General features: G+C 67.4%; 16 protein-coding genes. 5 read left to right on the forward strand and 11 right to left on the reverse strand.

What is annotated here, in order from left to right; translation table 11 throughout:
• Positions 1–20: 20 nt before the first annotated feature.
• The gene (locus NMB40_RS01400; protein WP_448142045.1) at positions 21–1,769 is read right to left on the reverse strand and encodes a glutamine--tRNA ligase/YqeY domain fusion protein; all 1,749 of its coding nucleotides are present in this window, start codon (positions 1,767–1,769) and stop codon (positions 21–23) included.
• Between the two features lie 138 nt (positions 1,770–1,907).
• Here NMB40_RS01400 and NMB40_RS01405 point away from each other — a divergent pair, with 138 nt between their 5' ends.
• On the forward strand, positions 1,908–2,174 hold the full coding sequence (locus NMB40_RS01405; protein WP_282248244.1) for a putative signal transducing protein: 267 nt from the start codon (positions 1,908–1,910) through the stop codon (positions 2,172–2,174).
• A gap of 30 nt (positions 2,175–2,204) precedes the next feature.
• Positions 2,205–2,855, forward strand: a complete 651-nt coding sequence (msrA, locus tag NMB40_RS01410) for a peptide-methionine (S)-S-oxide reductase MsrA (protein ID WP_494361023.1) — start codon at positions 2,205–2,207, stop codon at positions 2,853–2,855.
• A gap of 595 nt (positions 2,856–3,450) precedes the next feature.
• On the opposite strand, the gene NMB40_RS01415 is transcribed toward msrA, so the two are convergent.
• The 5 genes from NMB40_RS01415 to ahpC all read right to left on the reverse strand — a co-directional run bounded on the left by NMB40_RS01415 (position 3,451) and on the right by ahpC (position 8,362).
• A complete protein-coding gene (locus NMB40_RS01415) occupies positions 3,451–4,413 on the reverse strand; it encodes a transaldolase (RefSeq protein ID WP_282247579.1) in 963 nt (320 codons plus the stop codon).
• A gap of 51 nt (positions 4,414–4,464) precedes the next feature.
• Complete coding sequence (rnk, locus tag NMB40_RS01420; protein ID WP_494359928.1) at positions 4,465–4,869, reverse strand: nucleoside diphosphate kinase regulator; 405 nt, start codon at positions 4,867–4,869, stop codon at positions 4,465–4,467.
• A 136-nt stretch (positions 4,870–5,005) separates the two neighbouring features.
• The gene (gene oxyR / locus NMB40_RS01425) at positions 5,006–5,962 is read right to left on the reverse strand and encodes a DNA-binding transcriptional regulator OxyR (RefSeq protein ID WP_282247577.1); all 957 of its coding nucleotides are present in this window, start codon (positions 5,960–5,962) and stop codon (positions 5,006–5,008) included.
• 91 nt (positions 5,963–6,053) lie between these two features.
• Complete coding sequence (ahpF, locus tag NMB40_RS01430; protein WP_093532920.1) at positions 6,054–7,646, reverse strand: alkyl hydroperoxide reductase subunit F; 1,593 nt, start codon at positions 7,644–7,646, stop codon at positions 6,054–6,056.
• A 152-nt stretch (positions 7,647–7,798) separates the two neighbouring features.
• Positions 7,799–8,362, reverse strand: coding sequence for an alkyl hydroperoxide reductase subunit C (gene ahpC, locus NMB40_RS01435; RefSeq protein ID WP_068849365.1), 564 nt, complete (start codon positions 8,360–8,362; stop codon positions 7,799–7,801).
• Between the two features lie 342 nt (positions 8,363–8,704).
• On the opposite strand from ahpC, the gene prmC reads away from it, so the two are divergent.
• Entirely contained in the window at positions 8,705–9,562 is an 858-nt protein-coding gene (gene prmC / locus NMB40_RS01440; protein WP_494359929.1) for a peptide chain release factor N(5)-glutamine methyltransferase, read from the forward strand.
• A gap of 34 nt (positions 9,563–9,596) precedes the next feature.
• Positions 9,597–10,541, forward strand: a complete 945-nt coding sequence (pip, locus tag NMB40_RS01445; protein ID WP_494359930.1) for a prolyl aminopeptidase — start codon at positions 9,597–9,599, stop codon at positions 10,539–10,541.
• Between the two features lie 9 nt (positions 10,542–10,550).
• On the opposite strand, the gene NMB40_RS01450 is transcribed toward pip, so the two are convergent.
• Complete coding sequence (locus NMB40_RS01450) at positions 10,551–11,435, reverse strand: LysR family transcriptional regulator (RefSeq protein WP_494359931.1); 885 nt, start codon at positions 11,433–11,435, stop codon at positions 10,551–10,553.
• A gap of 107 nt (positions 11,436–11,542) precedes the next feature.
• Here NMB40_RS01450 and NMB40_RS01455 point away from each other — a divergent pair, with 107 nt between their 5' ends.
• Complete coding sequence (locus NMB40_RS01455) at positions 11,543–12,973, forward strand: MFS transporter (RefSeq protein ID WP_494359932.1); 1,431 nt, start codon at positions 11,543–11,545, stop codon at positions 12,971–12,973.
• Here NMB40_RS01455 and NMB40_RS01460 read toward each other — a convergent pair.
• The 4 genes from NMB40_RS01460 to NMB40_RS01475 are packed head-to-tail and all read right to left on the reverse strand — an operon-like array spanning position 12,951 to position 15,794.
• A complete protein-coding gene (locus tag NMB40_RS01460) occupies positions 12,951–13,766 on the reverse strand; it encodes an N-formylglutamate amidohydrolase (protein WP_494359933.1) in 816 nt (271 codons plus the stop codon). The two genes, NMB40_RS01455 and NMB40_RS01460, sit on opposite strands and share 23 nt — an antisense overlap.
• Positions 13,747–14,298, reverse strand: coding sequence for an NUDIX hydrolase (locus tag NMB40_RS01465; RefSeq protein ID WP_282247570.1), 552 nt, complete (start codon positions 14,296–14,298; stop codon positions 13,747–13,749). The genes NMB40_RS01460 and NMB40_RS01465 overlap by 20 nt, the downstream gene beginning before the upstream one ends.
• The gene (locus tag NMB40_RS01470; protein ID WP_282247569.1) at positions 14,295–15,218 is read right to left on the reverse strand and encodes a 5'-3' exonuclease; all 924 of its coding nucleotides are present in this window, start codon (positions 15,216–15,218) and stop codon (positions 14,295–14,297) included. Before NMB40_RS01470 ends, NMB40_RS01465 begins: the two co-directional genes overlap by 4 nt.
• Positions 15,219–15,794: a nitroreductase family protein gene (locus NMB40_RS01475; protein ID WP_494359934.1), complete on the reverse strand. Its 576-nt coding sequence runs from the start codon at positions 15,792–15,794 to the stop codon at positions 15,219–15,221.
• Between the last annotated feature and the right edge of the window lie 325 nt (positions 15,795–16,119).

Raw genomic sequence — 16,119 nt, forward strand, 5'->3', positions numbered from 1 at the left:
CCTTTCAAATGCGGTGGGGCTTACGCCGACCAGGTGTCGCGCAGGGTGACGCTGCGGTTGAACACGGGGGCGGCGGCGGTGTGGTCGCGGCGGTCGGCGACGAAATAACCGGTGCGCTCGAACTGGAACGACTGTTCGGGCGCGGCGGTGGCCGCAGCCGGTTCGACGTAGCCGGTGACGGTGCGGCGCGACTCGGGGTTGAGGTAATCGCGGTAGGTCTTGCCTTCGGACTCATCATCCGGGTTGGGCACCGAGAACAGGCGGTCGTACAGGCGGATTTCGGCCGGCACGGCGTGCACGGCGCTGACCCAGTGGATGGTGCCCTTGACCTTGCGGTTGGCGCCTTCCATGCCGGGACGCGATTCGGGATCCAGCCAGCCACGCAGTTCGGTGATGGTGCCGTCGGCATCCTTGATCACTTCATCGCAGCGGATGATGCCGGCGCCACGCAGGCGCACTTCGCCACCGGGCACCAGTCGCTTCCAGCCCTTGGGCGGCACTTCGGCGAAGTCTTCGCGCTCGATCCACAGTTCGCGGGCGAACGGCACCTCGCGGGTTCCGAAGGCTTCGTCCTTGGGGTGGTTGGAGAAGGTCAGCGTTTCGGCATGGCCCTCGGGCAGGTTGGTCAGCACCAGCTTGACCGGGTCGACCACGGCCATGCGGCGCGCGGCGGCACTGTCGAGGTCTTCGCGCAGCGCGCCTTCAAGCACGCTGAAATCGATCATCGAGTTCTGCTTGCTGATGCCCACGCGTTCGGCGAACAGGCGCATCGCCGCCGGGGTGTAGCCGCGACGACGCAGGCCCTGCAGGGTCGGCATGCGCGGGTCTTCCCAGCCATCGACCAGCTGTTCGGTGACCAGCGCCATCAGCTTGCGCTTGCTCATCACGGTGTAGTTGATGTTCAAACGCGAGAATTCGATCTGGCGCGGCTTGGCGGCTTCGCGCGGCAGGCCGCGTTCGACCAGCGGCGCGGTCAGCGCATCGTCATGGGCGAAGTCGACGTTGTCCACGCACCAGTCGTACAGGGGGCGGTGGTCTTCGAATTCCAGGGTGCACAGCGAGTGGGTGATGCCTTCGATGGAATCGCCCAGGGCATGGGCGAAGTCGTACATCGGGTAGATCGGCCAGGCGTTGCCGGTGTTCTGGTGTTCGACATGCTTGATGCGGTACAGGGCCGGATCGCGCAGGTTGATGTTGCCGCTGGCCATGTCGATCTTGGCGCGCACGGTGCGCGCGCCGTCCGGGAATTCACCGGCGCGCATGCGGCGGAACAGGTCGAGGTTCTCGTCGACGCTGCGGTCGCGCCAGGGCGAGGGGCGGCCGGGTTCGGTCAGGGTGCCGCGGTAGGCGCGCACTTCCTCGGCCGACAGGTCGCAGACGTAGGCCTTGCCATCGCGGATCAGCTTTTCGGCGGCCAGGTAGTAGGCGTCGAAGTAATCGGAGGCATGCCGCAGTTCGTTCCAGGTGAAGCCCAGCCAGCGCACGTCATCCTGGATGGCGGCCACGTACTCGGGGTCTTCCTTGGCCGGGTTGGTATCGTCGAAGCGCAGGTTGCACACGCCGGCGAACTCACCGGCGATGCCGAAGTTCAGGCAGATCGACTTGGCATGGCCGATGTGCAGGTAGCCGTTGGGCTCGGGCGGGAAGCGCGTCTTGATCGCGGCATGCTTGCCGGCGGCCAGGTCCTCGCGGACGATCTGACGGATGAAATCCCGCTTTTCGTGGGTTTCCGGAAGGGCGTCGGTGGGGGCGGCAGTAGGCTCGGACATGATGCGCAGGCAGAAGGCAGAAAGATTGCCAGTCTAACGCGTCCCTCCGGGGCGCGTTAGACGGTAGGTGCCGACCGTTGGTCGGCACTCATTCGAGCGCCAGCGTATGCTGCCCCCCAGAACCCACGGGAGCACCCCATGCACGTGATCTACCAGGCCGACAACCTGTTCGACGCCCATCTGGTCAAGCACGCGCTGGAGGCGGCGGGCATCCCGGCCTTCGTGTTCGGCGAGTCGCTGTTGGGCGGGATGGGCGAGCTGCCGCTGTTCGGGGTGCTGCGGGTGTGCGTGCCGGACCTGGCCAGGCCCGAGGCGGAGCAGATCGTGGCGGGGCTGGACTTGGGCGGGCCGGAGGATGACCCCATATGGGACGGTGACGAAAGCGCCGGCCCGTTGCCGGCCTAGGAGAGCGCCATGTTGGGGATTGCCAAGGGCCTGTTGGGTATCGGGGCGTTCAAGCAGCGCCTGCCGCGCCCGGAAGAGGCGCTGCCCGGCCGCGAACACGCGTTGCCGCTGCACAACCAGCACTACGTGAACAGCCACCCGCTGAAGGACGGCTTTGCCGGGCTGGAGCGGATCCGCTTCGCGATGGGCTGCTTCTGGGGCGCCGAGCGCAAGTTCTGGACCCTGCCGGGGGTGTATTCGACCTCGGTGGGCTATGCGGGCGGGGTGACCCCGAACCCGACCTATGAAGAGGTCTGTTCAGGCCTGACCGGGCACACCGAGATCGTGGAGGTGGTGTTCGACCCGGCCATCATCAGCCTGGGCGAGCTGCTGCAGGTGTTCTGGGAGAATCACGACCCGACCCAGGGCATGCGCCAGGGCAACGACACCGGCACCCAGTACCGTTCGGCGGTCCACGCCACGTCCCAGGCGCAGTTCGATGCGGCGCTGGCCAGTCGTGATGCCTACCAGCAGCGGCTGACCGAGGCTGGGTTGGGGGCGATCACTACCGAGATTCAGTTCCCGGCGCCGGAGTATTACTACGCTGAGGATTACCACCAGCAGTACCTGGCCAAGAACCCGAATGGCTATTGCGGGATTGGTGGCACTGGGGTGAGTTGCCCGATCGGGGTTGGGGCTTAACAGCTCTAGGTTGCAGATGATTCTGCGGGTGCCGGGCTGTCGCCCGGCAGCTTCACGCATCTGGGCGAACAGCCGGTGGTCCTCGCATGGCCTGAGCTGGGCCGGCGGGTGCGGGTTTGCGGGACACGCCGTAAACCCATCCATGGGGGCTTGGCAAAAACATCCATGTTTTTGACAGTCCCGCAAACCCGCCCCCGCCGACCCCCGACGGTGTGTTGGGGGCCACGGAAGATCAACGGCGGTGCCGATCATTTTCATGCGTTACCGGACGCGGTGGCGTTCCGTGCCGTCGTTTGGGAACCGACGCTACCAGGGGCGCCGCGTAGGGACACGCCGTGCGTGTCTGCTTTTTGCATCCGTACGCGACCAACCATCTGGGGCGGACGGCGGGCAGCCCCCGTAGGGACTGTCAAAAACATGGATGTTTTTGCCAAGCCTACAAGGACGTACTTGCGGCGTGTCCCGGAGCGGGGCTGGCCGACGGCCGCCCTGCCCGGATGAACTGAAACGCCAGCCGTTCGCGAAAACCCCAAAAAAACGGGACGGATGCAATCTCAGCATCCGTCCCGCTTTTGCATCGTCAAACAACGACCGCTTACAGCCGTTCGCGAATCGTCTGGCGCAGCGCTTCCAGGTCCTTGGCGAACGCGTCGATGCCGGCGGCCAGCTTCTCGGTGGCCATCGGGTCGGCGGCCAGGTCGGCGGCAAATTTCGCTGCGTCGATCGGGGTGACGTTGACCGCTTCGGCGGTACCCGCCACCAGCTTGCGCGGCAGCTCGCCGTGGTCGGCGTCCAGCTTTTCCAGCAGGTCCGGGGAGATGGTCAGGCGGTCGCAGCCGGCCAGCGCTTCGATCTGCGCGGTGGAGCGGAACGAGGCGCCCATCACCACCGTCGGCGAACCGCGGCGCTTGAACTCGGCGTACACGCCGCGCACGAACACCACGCCCGGGTCGGCGTCGATGTTGGCCGGGGCCTGGCCGTTGGCCACGTACCAGTCCAGGATGCGGCCGACGAACGGCGAGATCAGGAACGCGCCGGCCTCGCTGCAGGCCAGCGCCTGGGTCGGGTTGAAGATCAGCGTCAGGTTGCAGTCGATGCCTTCGGCCTGCAGCTGGCGCGCGGCTTCCACGCCTTCCCAGGTGGCGGCGATCTTGATCAGCACCTTACTGCGCGGCACGCCGGCCGCTTCGTACATGGCGATGAACTGGCGCGCCTTGGCCACCGTTGCCGCCGTGTCGTGCGCCTGGTCGGCGTCGACTTCGGTGGACACACGGCCCGGTACCAGCGTGCTCAGCAGCGTGCCCACGCCCACGGTGAGGCGGTCGGCCACGGCATGCACGATGGTTTCGCGCTCGCCCGCCTGCGTGCGGCCCCAGGCCAGTTCGCGCTCGATCAGCTCGGCGTAGACCGGCAGGTCGAGCGCCTTCTTGACCAGCGTGGGATTGGTCGTGCAGTCAACCGGCTTCAGGCGCTTGATCGCCTCGTAATCGCCGGTATCGGCCACGACCACGGACAGGTCGCGCAGCTGCGAAAGTTTGGACGGGGTTGCGGTGCTCATTGCGGCTCCTGGAACGTTACCTGGGCCCTGCGCGGTGCGCGGCAGGGACGATCAAATCTTGGGGTTGTGGACGGCCTTCACCCGCAGGCGCAGCTTGCGGCCGCCAGGTGCATCCCAGTCCATGGACTGGCCAACGGCCAGGCCCAGCAGTGCGGTGCCCACCGGTGCGAGGATGGAGACCTTGCCCTGGTCGACATCGGCTTCGCGCGGGTAGACCAGCGTCAGCTCGTGCTTGTCGCCGTGCAGCTCATCTTCGCATTCCACCCGCGAATGCATCATGACCACGCCTTCGGGCATCTGTTCCGGCGCCACCACGGTCGCACGGTTCAGTTCCTCGGCCAGGGCCAGCGCCGCAGGCGTCTTGGCCACGGCGGGCGATTCGAGCATGGCCTCGAGGCGGTCCATGTCGTGGCTGGAAACGGTGATGGAAGGCGGCAGGCCGCTGGCGGTGGACATCTGATACTCCTTGATTATGGAAACCCATGCAAAAAGGCGGCGCCTGCTGGCACCGCCTTTCCCTATTGTGCTGCCTATCCGCGGCGGATGCGACCCAGGCCCGCGGCGCGCCGGCATCGCCGGTTCAGCGTGACCGTCAGGCCCGCGCCTGGAGCGGGGGCGGCCGGTCCGCGGCGCCGTCGGCGGGGTCCAGCATGAACAACGCCTCGGGCAGCCGCTTGAACTGCTCGGCCAGCTGTTCCAGGAACCCGGTCATGGCTGAGCTGCGCCGCCACACCATGGCGATGCGCCGGCTGGGGCGGTCATCGCCCTCGAAATCGAGCAGGCGGATGTTGTCCGAGCGCGGCACCGGCGGCTTCACCGACAGCGTGGGCAGCAGGGTGATGCCGACGTCGGCCGCCACCATCTGGCGCAGCGTCTCCAGGCTGGTGGCGCGGAATTCGGATTTCTCGTTGGCGCCGAACAGCCGGCACACCGCCAGCGCCTGGTCGCGCAGGCAGTGCCCGTCTTCGAGCAGCAGCAGCTTCTGCGTGGAGAGTTCCTGCACGTCCAGGTGCAGGCGGCGCGCCAGCGGGTGCTGGCCGGAGACGGCCAGCAGGAACGGTTCCTCGAACAGGAACTCGGCGTGCAGCTGGTCGTCGTCCAGGGGCAGCGCCAACAGCGCCGCATCCAGCCGGCCGTCGCGCAGCCGGTGCAGCAGCTCGTCGCTTTTTTCTTCGACCAGCAGCAGTTCCAGTTGCGGGAACCGGCCGCGGATGTTGGGGATGACGTGCGGCAGCAGGTAGGGGCCCAGCGTGGGGAAGATGCCCAGCCGGACCGTGCCCGCTTCGGGGTCGCGGCTGCGCCGCGCCGCTTCCTTCAATTGTTCGATTTCGCCCATGATCGAGCGCGCGCGGGCGGCCGCTTCCAGCCCGGCCGGGGTCAGCATCACCTTGCGCGGGGAGCGCTCCACCAGCGGCAGGCCCAGCTCATCCTCGAGCTTGCGGATCTGGGTCGAGAGCGTGGGCTGGCTGACGAAGCACGACGCCGCCGCTCGACCAAAGTGGCGATGGTCAGCCAACGCCACCAGATATTTCAGATCACGTAGGTTCATTTCCTTGTACCTCTAGACGGTAATGGACCGGGCGATGGCGTGGTTTCCCCAGCAGGTAAAAAGGTTCCCCGCAAGCGGGGAACCGGACGTTTCAGGCAGCTTCGGCGACGGCGCCGCTGCTCTTGGGAACGGTAGTGCGGATCAGGTGGTCAAAGGCGCTCAGCGCGGCCGTCGAACCGGCGCCCATGGCGATGATGATCTGCTTGTAGGGTACGGTTGTGCAATCGCCTGCGGCAAACACGCCCGGAACACTGGTCTGGCCGCGGTCGTCAATGACCACTTCGCCGCGCGGCGACAGCGCCACCGCATCCTTCAGCCACTCAGTATTGGGCAGCAGCCCGATCTGCACGAAGATGCCTTCCAGCTCCACCCGGTGGGCATCGCCACCGACGCGGTCCTTGTAGACCAGGCCGTTGACCTTCTGGCCATCGCCCAGCACTTCCTGGGTGAGCGCGCTGGTGATGATGGTGACATTGCCCAGGCTGCGCAGCTTCTTCTGCAGGACCTCATCGGCGCGGAGTTTGTCGTCGAACTCCAGAAGGGTCACATGCGTCACGATGCCGGCCAGGTCGATCGCCGCTTCCACCCCGGAATTGCCGCCGCCGATCACCGCCACGCGCTTGCCCTTGAACAACGGGCCGTCGCAATGCGGGCAGTAGGCAACGCCCTTGTTGCGGTACTGGTCTTCGCCGGGCACGTTCATCTGGCGCCAGCGCGCACCGGTGGACAGGATCACCGAACGCGACTTCAGCGACGCGCCGTTTTCCAGCTTGATCTCGACCAGGCCGTCGTCGCCGGCCGGCACCAGGCCGCTGGCGCGCTGCAGGTTCATGATGTCCACGTCGTACTCGCGTACGTGCTGTTCCAGCGCCATCGCCAGCTTCGGGCCTTCGGTTTCCTTGACCGAGATGAAGTTCTCGATCGCCATGGTGTCCAGCACCTGGCCACCGAAACGTTCGGCCGCCACGCCGGTACGGATGCCCTTGCGCGCGGCGTAGATCGCCGCAGCGGCGCCGGCCGGACCGCCGCCGATCACCAGCACGTCATAGGGCGCCTTGGCGGCGATCTTCGCCGCATCGCGCTTGGCCGAACCGGTGTCCAGCTTGGCCACGATCTGCTCCAGGCTCATGCGGCCCTGGTCGAACACTTCGCCGTTGAGGTACACGGTGGGGACGGACATGATCTGGCGCGCCTCGACCTCGGCCGGGAACAGGCCGCCGTCGATCGCCACGTGCTGGATGCGCGGGTTCAGCACCGCGGCCAGGTTCAGTGCCTGGACCACGTCCGGGCAGTTCTGGCAGGACAGCGAGAAATAGGTTTCAAACCGGTACTCGCCTTCCAGCCCCTGCACCTGTTCGATCACCTCGGCCGTCGCCTTCGACGGGTGCCCACCGACCTGCAGCAGCGCCAGCACCAGCGAGGTGAATTCGTGGCCCATCGGCAGGCCGGCGAAGGCCAGGTGGATGTCCTGGCCCGGCGTGGTCAGCGCGAAGGACGGGGTGCGCTCGGCGCCGTCGCGGCGCACGTCCAGGGTGATCTGGCTGGACAGGCTGACCAGGGTTTCGAGCAGTTCCAGCATCTCCTGCGACTTGGCGCCGTCATCGGCGTGCGCGGTGATCTGGATCGGCCGGGTGACGCGTTCCAGGTAGGTCTTCAGCTGGGACTGGAGGTTGGCATCCAACATCGAAAAACTCCTTGATTCAGGCAAAGGAACTACGTCGACGTACCGCTACGGTACATCTGGGCGGCGTAGGGGTGAACCGAAGCGGGCGCGGGCGCACCGGCTTGGATTCACCCCCACTCCCGTCGCAACGGGAATGGGGATGAGGCGTTGCTTTAGATCTTGCCGACCAGGTCCAGCGACGGGGTCAGGGTCTTCTCGCCTTCCTTCCACTTGGCCGGGCACACCTGGTTCGGGTTGGCGGCGGTGAACTGGGCAGCCTTCAGCTTGCGCAGGGTCTCGGAAACGTCACGGGCGATCTCGTTGGAGTGGATCTCCAGGGTCTTGATCACGCCTTCCGGGTTGATGATGAAGGTGCCGCGCAGGGCCAGGCCTTCTTCGGCAATGTGCACGCCGAAGGCGTTGGTCAGCTGGTGGGTCGGGTCGCCGACCAGCGGGAACTGGGCCTTGCCGACGGCCGGCGAGGTTTCGTGCCACACCTTGTGCGAGAAGTGGGTGTCGGTGGTGACGATGTACACCTCCGCACCGGCCTTCTGGAACTCGGCGTAATGATCGGCGGCGTCTTCAATCTCGGTCGGGCAGTTGAAGGTGAAGGCGGCCGGCATGAAGATCAGGACCGACCACTGGCCCTTCAGGGTGCTGTCCGACACCTTGATGAACTCGCCATTCTGGTAGGCGTTGGCTTCGAACGGCTTGATCTGGGTGTTGATGAGCGACATCGATATTCCTCGTGGTGAAGGGGGATGGGTGAAGCAGCCAACACAGAGTACCGGCTGGGTTTCGATAAGGAAAATGCATTGATTTCATCAATACGATAGACGCAGTCTATCGAAATGGCCTGATTACAGAGTGAACACAGGCCCCTATTCATTTGTATCTGATTGTCTGGAAAGGATTTCCTGGTTTTTCTCGATCCGCGCGCTGATAGCCTCAGGTTATCCAGCGGACAAGGTGCCTGAACGGCCTTTCAGCGCCCCGGCATGGCTGCGACACCCGGTCGCGGGGCCCGGCCCGTGCCGCCATTGGCCTACACTGCGCCCCCACCGACGCCCAGGCCCGCCATGACCGCCGCCCCGCAGGAGATCCGCCAGCTGCTTGCCGCCGCCGCCCGCGCGCTGCCCGGGGTGGAAGGCCGGCACGAAGCAGAACTGCTGCTGCTGCATGTACTGGGGCGTGAGCGCGGCTGGCTGTTCGCGCATGCCACCGACCTGCTCGATGCGACCACGGCGGAAGCGTTCGCGGCGCTGCTGCAGCGTCGCATTGCCGGTGAGCCGGTGGCCTACCTGCTGGGCCGGCGAGGCTTCTGGACCCTGGACCTGGCAGTGAGCCCGGCCACCTTGATTCCGCGCCCGGAAACCGAGCGGTTGATAGAGCTGGCCCTGGAGCGGCTGCCGGAAGGCGTGCCGCTGCAGATCGCCGACCTGGGCACCGGCAGTGGCGCCATCGCGCTGGCGCTGGCCAGTGAGCGCCCGCTGGCGCGTGTCGTGGCCACGGACATGAGTGCCGATGCCCTCGCTGTCGCGGCCGGCAATGCCCGCCAGCACGGGCTGGCCAACGTCGCGTTCCGGCAGGGGTCCTGGCATGCGCCGCTGGCCGGCGAGCGCTTCGACCTGATCGCCAGCAATCCGCCGTACATCGCCAGCGACGACCCGCACCTGGCGCAGGGCGACCTGCGCTTCGAACCGGCCACCGCGCTGGCCTCCGGCACCGACGGGCTGGACGACATCCGCCTGATCATCGAAGGGGCGCCGGCCCATCTGCAGCCGGGCGGCTGGCTGCTGATGGAACATGGTTGGGACCAGGGCGAACCGATCCGCGCGCTGCTGGAGGGCGCCGGATTCGTCGATGTGGAAACCGCGCTGGACCTGGAACAGCGCGACCGGGTGAGCCTGGGCCGGTGGCCCGGCACGCAGCGGTAGAATGAGCGACCGTGATTCCACTGGAGCTCCACCCATGCGCACGCTGTACCCGGCCATCACCCCTTACGACGTTGGCAGCCTGAAGGTCGACGACCGCCACACGCTGTATTTCGAACAGTGCGGCAACCCGCAGGGCAAGCCGGTGGTGATGCTGCACGGCGGCCCGGGTGGCGGCTGCAGCGACAAGATGCGCCAGTTCCATGACCCGGCGAAGTACCGCATCATCCTGTTCGACCAGCGCGGTGCCGGCCGGTCCACCCCGCACGCCGACCTGGTGGACAACACCACCTGGGACCTGGTGGCCGATATCGAGAAGCTGCGCGAGCACCTGGGGGTGGAGCGCTGGCAGGTCTTCGGCGGCAGCTGGGGGTCGACCCTGGCGCTGGCCTATGCGCAGACCCATCCGCAGCAGGTGACCGAGCTGGTGCTGCGTGGCATCTTCATGCTGCGCCGCTGGGAACTGGAATGGTTCTACCAGGAAGGCGCCAACCGCCTGTTCCCGGATGCGTGGGAACACTACCTGGCACCGATCCCGGCCGTGGAACGCCACGACCTGATTTCCGCCTTCCACCGCCGCCTGACCAGTGACGATGAAGCTACCCGCCTGGCCGCGGCCAAGGCGTGGAGCGTGTGGGAAGGCGCCACCAGCTTCCTGCACGTGGACGCCGACTTCGTGAACAGCCATGAAGACCCGCGCTTCGCGCTGGCATTCGCGCGCATCGAGAACCACTACTTCGTCAACGGCGGTTTCTTCGAGGTCGAAGAACAGCTGCTGCGTGATGCGCACCGTATCGCCGACATCCCGGGCGTGATCGTGCACGGCCGCTACGACGTGGTGTGCCCGCTGCAAAATGCGTGGGAGCTGCACAAGGCCTGGCCGAAATCCACGCTGGAAATCAGCCCGGCGTCGGGCCATTCCGCGTTCGAAGCCGAGAACATCGACGCGCTGGTGCGCGCCACGGATCGTTTCGCCGCCTGATCGGCGTGCCTACCAGGTGCCGGCGGACAACGCATCCGCCAGCACTTTCAGTTTCGGCGAGGCCTGCCGCGACGGCGGATATACCAGCGACAACGCACGCGTACGGCCCTCGAACGGTTCCAGCACGCGCTGCAGGCGGCCGTCGGCCAGCGCATCGGCGACCGCGAAATCCATTACCTGCACGATGCCGACCCCGGCCAGTGCGCCTTCCACCAGCGGATCGCCGCTGTCGAAAACCATCCGCGCCGGCGCGGTGAACTCGCGCAGCCCATCACCGTCGCGGAACTGCCAGTCCACCAGCCGCCCGCTGCGCAGGTTGCGCACCGCCAGGCAGGCGTGGTCCTGCAGCGCATCGACGGTTTCCGGCGCGCCATGCCGGGCGATGTAGCCGGGCGAGGCCACGGTCACCCAGCGCAGCGGCCGCAGCGGCCGCGCCACCATGCGCACATCGCTGATCGGCCCGGTGCGCAGTGCGGCATCGAAGCCTTCCTCGACCAGGTCCACCAGGCGGTCGTTGAGCACCAGCTCGAACTGCAGCTGCGGGTAGGTGGCCATCAGCTGGCCGGTCAACGGCACCAGCACCTTGCGCCCGAACATCGACGGTGCAGTCAGCTTGAGCACGCCCGAGGGCGTGCAGGGGCGGTCGCCCAGCCGGCGCTCGGCATCCTCCAGCCCGCACAGCAGGGGCGTGCAGTGCTCCACGAACTGACGCCCATCCGGGGTCAGGCTGACCGCGCGGGTGGTGCGATGGAGCAGGCGCACGCCCAGCTCGCTTTCCAGCCGGCCGATCGCGCGCGACAGCCCCGATTGGCTGATGCCCAGCTGCCCCGCGGCCGCGGTGAAACTGCGGGCTTCGGCCACCTGCACCAGCATGCGCACGGCATTGAGATCCATGGCGATGTCCGATTAATGCGAAAATGCATGACAGAAATCGAAGTATCCGGGTTTATTTGTTCGACGTCATCAATGAGACTGCCCGCCTCCCCCTCGTACCGACCGGCATGACCCACTCCGCACCTGCCTTCCCGCCCCGCCTGGCGCTGACCCTGCTGGCCATGGCCCAGCTGATCATCGCGCTGGACGCCACCATCATCTTCGTGGCCCTGCATGAGATGGGGGTGCAGCTGGGCATCAATGCCCAGCAGCTGCAGTGGATCGTCAGCGCCTATACCGTGGCCTTCGGCGGCTGCCTGCTGCTGGGCGGTCGCGCCGCCGACCTGCTCGGCCGGCGCCGGGTCTACCGCAGTGGCATGGCGCTGTTCGCGTTGGCCTCGCTGGTCGGTGGGCTCAGCAACAGCGGCGGGGTGCTGATCGGCGCGCGCGCGGTGCAGGGCATCGGTGCGGCGCTGCTGTTCCCGGCGACGTTGTCGTTGATCAGCACCCTCTACGCCGAAGGGGCGCCGCGCAACCGGGCGCTGGCGATCTGGTCGATGGCCAGTGCCGGCGGGCTGGCGCTGGGGACGCTGCTGGGCGGCGTGCTCACCCAGAGCTTCGGCTGGTCCTCGGTGCTGCTGGTGATCGTGCCGTTCGCCAGTGCCTGCGCGCTGCTGGCGGGCTGGTGGCTGCCGCGCGATGCGGCGGTGCTGCGCGGGCGCTCGTTCGACCTGGCCGGCTGCCTCACCGTGACCCTGGGCGGCAGCCTGCTGGTGACCACGCTGGTGCAGGCGCCGGAGTGGGGCTGGACCGCGCCGCGCACGCTCGGCTGCCTGTTGGCCTCGGCGGTGCTGCTGGCCGCCTTCGTGGCGATCGAACAGCGCAGCCGCGACCCGTTGATGCAGTTCTCGCTGCTGCGCCTGCGCAGCCTGCGCGCGGCGATGCTGTTGACGATGGTGTTCATGAGCAGCTTCGGCGTGCAGTACTACTTCCTGGCGCTGTACTTCCAGGATGGCTACGGCTGGAGCGCGCTGCAGGCCGGCCTGGCCTTCCTGCCGCCCACGCTGGTGTGCACGTTCGGCATCCGCATCAGCGAACGGATGCTGCGCCGGCGTTCGCCGCGCCAGGTGCTGGCGCTGGGCATGGGCGCCGGCGCGATCGGCATCGGCGCGGTCGCGGTGGCGCTGCCGTATGGCAGCACCTACTGGGCGCTGCTGCCGGGGATCGTGGTGCTGAGCATCGGCCAGGGCATGACCTGGACGGCGATGTGGATCGTGGCCGGGCAGGGCGTGCCGGCCGCGCAGCAGGGCGTGGCCTCGGGCATGGCTGCCACCGCGCAGCAGATCGGTGGCGCGCTCGGCCTGGCGCTGCTGGTGATGCTGGCCAACGCAGGCCGCAGCGCCAGCAGCACCGGCACCAGCCCCGAAGCACTGCAGGGGCTGGTCCACGCGCAGTACGGCGCGGCGCTGTTCGCGTTGCTGGGCGTGGTCGTGGCGTTGTGGCTGCGCCCGGAGAAAACCGGTGCCGCCGTGCCGGTTACGGGGTTGACCGCACCGTAACCTCCAGCGCGGTGAACACCCGCGCCAGGCGTTCCGCCCACGCGCGCTGCCCGGCCGCATCGGCGATCAGGTCCTGGCGGATTTCCAGCTCCACGTGCAGCAGCCCGCGGCCTTCGCCATGCACCGGCACCGCGTAATCACTGGTGCTGCTGACCGAGTACGGTTCGTTGTCGCCCACCACCAGGTCGCCTTCATCGCGCAGTGCCTGCAGCAGCGCATGCGCCAGGCGCGTATCCTGGTGGTACAGCACCCCGGCATGCCACGGCCGGTCAGCACCGTTCATGCGCGGGGTGAAGCTGTGCATCATCACCAGCAAGGTCGGGCGCTCCTGCCCGGCGCGTGCATCCAGCTCGGCGGCAATGCGCGCGTGGTAGGGCGCGTGGATCGCATCGATGCGCTGCTGGCGCTGCGCGGCCGACAGCCCGGCGTTGCCCGGCACCACGGTATGGTCGCTGACCTCGGGAATCAGCGTCGGTGAGGCCAACGGACGGTTGCAGTCGATCACCAGCCGCGAATAGGTCTGGGTGATCGCCCACGCGTCGAGCAACCCGGCCAGTTCGCGGGTGACCCCGGCAATGCCGATGTCCCAGCCGATATGGCGGTCACGCTCGACCTGCGGCAGGCCCAGGTTCGCCAGCACGTCCGGCACCTGCTGGCCGGCGTGGTCGGCGATCAGTACGTAAGGTGAGCGCCCCTGCGGGTGCAGCACGGTGAAGGGCGCAGGATCCTCTGCGCCAAGCAGGGGCGTGGCCGCGAGCGGATGCGTGCGTGAATCAGCCACGCGCCGTCCCATCCAGGTGGTGCTCGATCATCCACAGGCCGGCCCACAGCTTGGCGTCCAGCTGGTAGCCCTGGCCCATCTTCTCCACCAGCCAGGCGGCCGCGCGGGCACGCGGTACCTCATGCACGGTGATGTCCTCGCTGGCGTCGCCGCCACCTTCGCCCACCTTGCGCAGGCCGGTGGCGCGCACGAAGGCGATCTTCTCGCTGCTGGCGCCGGAGGACGTCGGGCCGATCATCAGGACTTCGGCATGGTCGGCGGTCCAGCCGGTTTCTTCTTCGAGCTCGCGCACGGCGGACGCCTCGATCGATTCGCCGGCGTCGATGTCGCCCACCAGCCCGGCCGGCATCTCGATCGTGTTGGCCTGCAGCGGTACGCGGAACTGCTCGACGAACAACACGTTGTCGTCGGGGGTGACGGCGATGATGATCGCCGCCAGTCCGCCGGCATGGGTGCGCTCGCTGTACTCCCACGAACCGCGCACGACCATGCGCTGGTACTTGCCTTCGTAGACGACCTTCGGGGCTTGCGTGTTGGGGCTCATGCGAACTCGCTGGCGGGAGGGGAAATGTCGGGAATGCCGGCCGCGTTGAACAGCCGGCGCCGGGTAAGCGGACCAAAGCGCAGCGCCTCGCACAGCCCCTGCAGCATCTGCGGGTCGGCACTGGAGCGGCTGAAATCGGCCTGCGCCGCATCCAGCGGTGCATCCAGCGCGATGGTGGTCAGCTGCCGCCACAGCAGCGCATGCTCGCGCTGCTCGCGCAGGCGCACCGCCATCTGGGCGGCGCCGCGCAGGCGCAGGAACGGCACTTCGTCCAGTCGCTCGTACAGGGTGTCCAGGCTGCCGAAGTGGGCCAGCAGCACGGCGGCTGACTTGGCGCCGACACCGGTCACCCCGGGAATGTTGTCGACCGCATCGCCGCACAGCGCCAGGTAATCGGCGATCTGGTGCGCATGCACGCCGTGGCGGGCCTTGACCCCGGCCATGCCCCAGCGCTGGTTGCGGGCGTAATCCCACTGCTCGTCATGCTCGAACAGCAGCTGCGACAGGTCCTTGTCGGCCGAGATGATCACCCCGCGCATGCCGGCCGGGCGGCGCGCGTGCAACGCGCTGCCGATCAGGTCGTCGGCCTCGTACTCGGTGTGGGCCAGCACGGCCAGGCCCAGCGCGCTGCACAGCGCCTTGCAGTGCGCGAACTGGCGGCGCAGTGCATCGGGTGCTGGATCGCGGTTGGCCTTGTAGGCGGCATACAGGTTATGGCGGAAGCAGCTGTCCAGCGCCTCGTCGAAGGCAATGGCGATGTGCTGCGGACGCTCGCGTTCGAGCAGATCGAGCAGGAAGCGGGCGAAACCATGCACGGCGTTGGTCGGCCAACCCTGCTGGTCCTGGAATTCATCGGGCATCGAATGCCAGGCCCGGAACACGTACAGGCTGGCGTCCACCAGGTAGAGAGGCGTGTGCACTTAGCCCACCCAGTCCTGCAGCAGCGCGGCCGGATCGGGGCGCTCGCGTTCGGGCACGGCGGTCCTGGGCGTACCGATATGGATGAAGCCGGCAATCCGCTCATGGTCGGCCAGGCCCAGGTGCGCGTGCACCGCCGGGTCGAAGGCCATCCAGGCGGTCAGCCACTGCGCACCAAAGCCCAGCGCCTGCGCGGCCTGCAGCAGGGCGAAGCAGACGCAGCCGGCGGTCATCAGCTGCTCCTGCTCGGGCACCTTCGGGCTCGGCGTGGGGGCGGCAATGACGGTGATGATCAGCGGGGCATGCGAAAAGCGCAGCCGGTCCTTTTCCACCTGTGCATCCGAGGCGGTGGGGTCGCGCTCAAGGCTGCGCCGGGCCAGGAACTCGCCCAGCTGCAGGCGGGCATCGCCGGCGATGCGCAGGAACCGGTAGGGCACCCGCTTGCCGTGGTCGGGCACGCGCACCGCTGAGGCCAGCATCCGCAGCACGGTGGCCGGGTCCGGTCCGGGCGCGCCCAGTTGCAGGGCGGGAACCGAACGGCGGGCGTCCAGGGCTTGCAGCGCAGGGGAGTCGAGCATGGGGTCTCTATCGGGCATCGGGGTGGCCCTGATTATAGTCGGGGCAGTTTGTGACCCTGCTTATGGCGATCTCCTGCCCATTTGCGACAAACCGTGATGAACAGCACTTAATTAATGGCACTCCTTCACGTCGCTGTACTCGCTTCCCACCCGCGCTGGCCTTACGATACAAGGCCTGCCGGCACCCGGGTCATGAGGTTCAAAGTGCGGACTGTTTCACTGTCCCTGACCGGTGGGCCGTCCTACCATCCGTGTGCTGGTGTCTTGGGGACGCCCGTGCCTGTTGTATCCATGCTGCATCCTGTACCAGCGAGGGTGGGGAGCC

This window comes from Stenotrophomonas sp. FBCC-B152 (genome assembly GCF_059134105.1).

What these genes read in the sequence shown, in the direction of transcription:
- NMB40_RS01460 (WP_494359933.1), bottom strand. Translation starts at nt 13,766, where the DNA reads ATGGGACGGCGCGTGGCTGATTCACGCACGCATCCGCTCGCGGCCACG.
- ahpC (WP_068849365.1), bottom strand. Translation starts at nt 8,362, where the DNA reads ATGTCGCTCATCAACACCCAGATCAAGCCGTTCGAAGCCAACGCCTAC.
- NMB40_RS01450 (WP_494359931.1), bottom strand. Translation starts at nt 11,435, where the DNA reads ATGGATCTCAATGCCGTGCGCATGCTGGTGCAGGTGGCCGAAGCCCGC.
- prmC (WP_494359929.1), top strand. Translation starts at nt 8,705, where the DNA reads ATGACCGCCGCCCCGCAGGAGATCCGCCAGCTGCTTGCCGCCGCCGCC.
- NMB40_RS01415 (WP_282247579.1), bottom strand. Translation starts at nt 4,413, where the DNA reads ATGAGCACCGCAACCCCGTCCAAACTTTCGCAGCTGCGCGACCTGTCC.
- ahpF (WP_093532920.1), bottom strand. Translation starts at nt 7,646, where the DNA reads ATGTTGGATGCCAACCTCCAGTCCCAGCTGAAGACCTACCTGGAACGC.
- oxyR (WP_282247577.1), bottom strand. Translation starts at nt 5,962, where the DNA reads ATGAACCTACGTGATCTGAAATATCTGGTGGCGTTGGCTGACCATCGC.
- pip (WP_494359930.1), top strand. Translation starts at nt 9,597, where the DNA reads ATGCGCACGCTGTACCCGGCCATCACCCCTTACGACGTTGGCAGCCTG.
- NMB40_RS01465 (WP_282247570.1), bottom strand. Translation starts at nt 14,298, where the DNA reads ATGAGCCCCAACACGCAAGCCCCGAAGGTCGTCTACGAAGGCAAGTAC.
- rnk (WP_494359928.1), bottom strand. Translation starts at nt 4,869, where the DNA reads ATGTCCACCGCCAGCGGCCTGCCGCCTTCCATCACCGTTTCCAGCCAC.
- NMB40_RS01455 (WP_494359932.1), top strand. Translation starts at nt 11,543, where the DNA reads ATGACCCACTCCGCACCTGCCTTCCCGCCCCGCCTGGCGCTGACCCTG.
- NMB40_RS01400 (WP_448142045.1), bottom strand. Translation starts at nt 1,769, where the DNA reads ATGTCCGAGCCTACTGCCGCCCCCACCGACGCCCTTCCGGAAACCCAC.
- NMB40_RS01405 (WP_282248244.1), top strand. Translation starts at nt 1,908, where the DNA reads ATGCACGTGATCTACCAGGCCGACAACCTGTTCGACGCCCATCTGGTC.
- NMB40_RS01475 (WP_494359934.1), bottom strand. Translation starts at nt 15,794, where the DNA reads ATGCTCGACTCCCCTGCGCTGCAAGCCCTGGACGCCCGCCGTTCGGTT.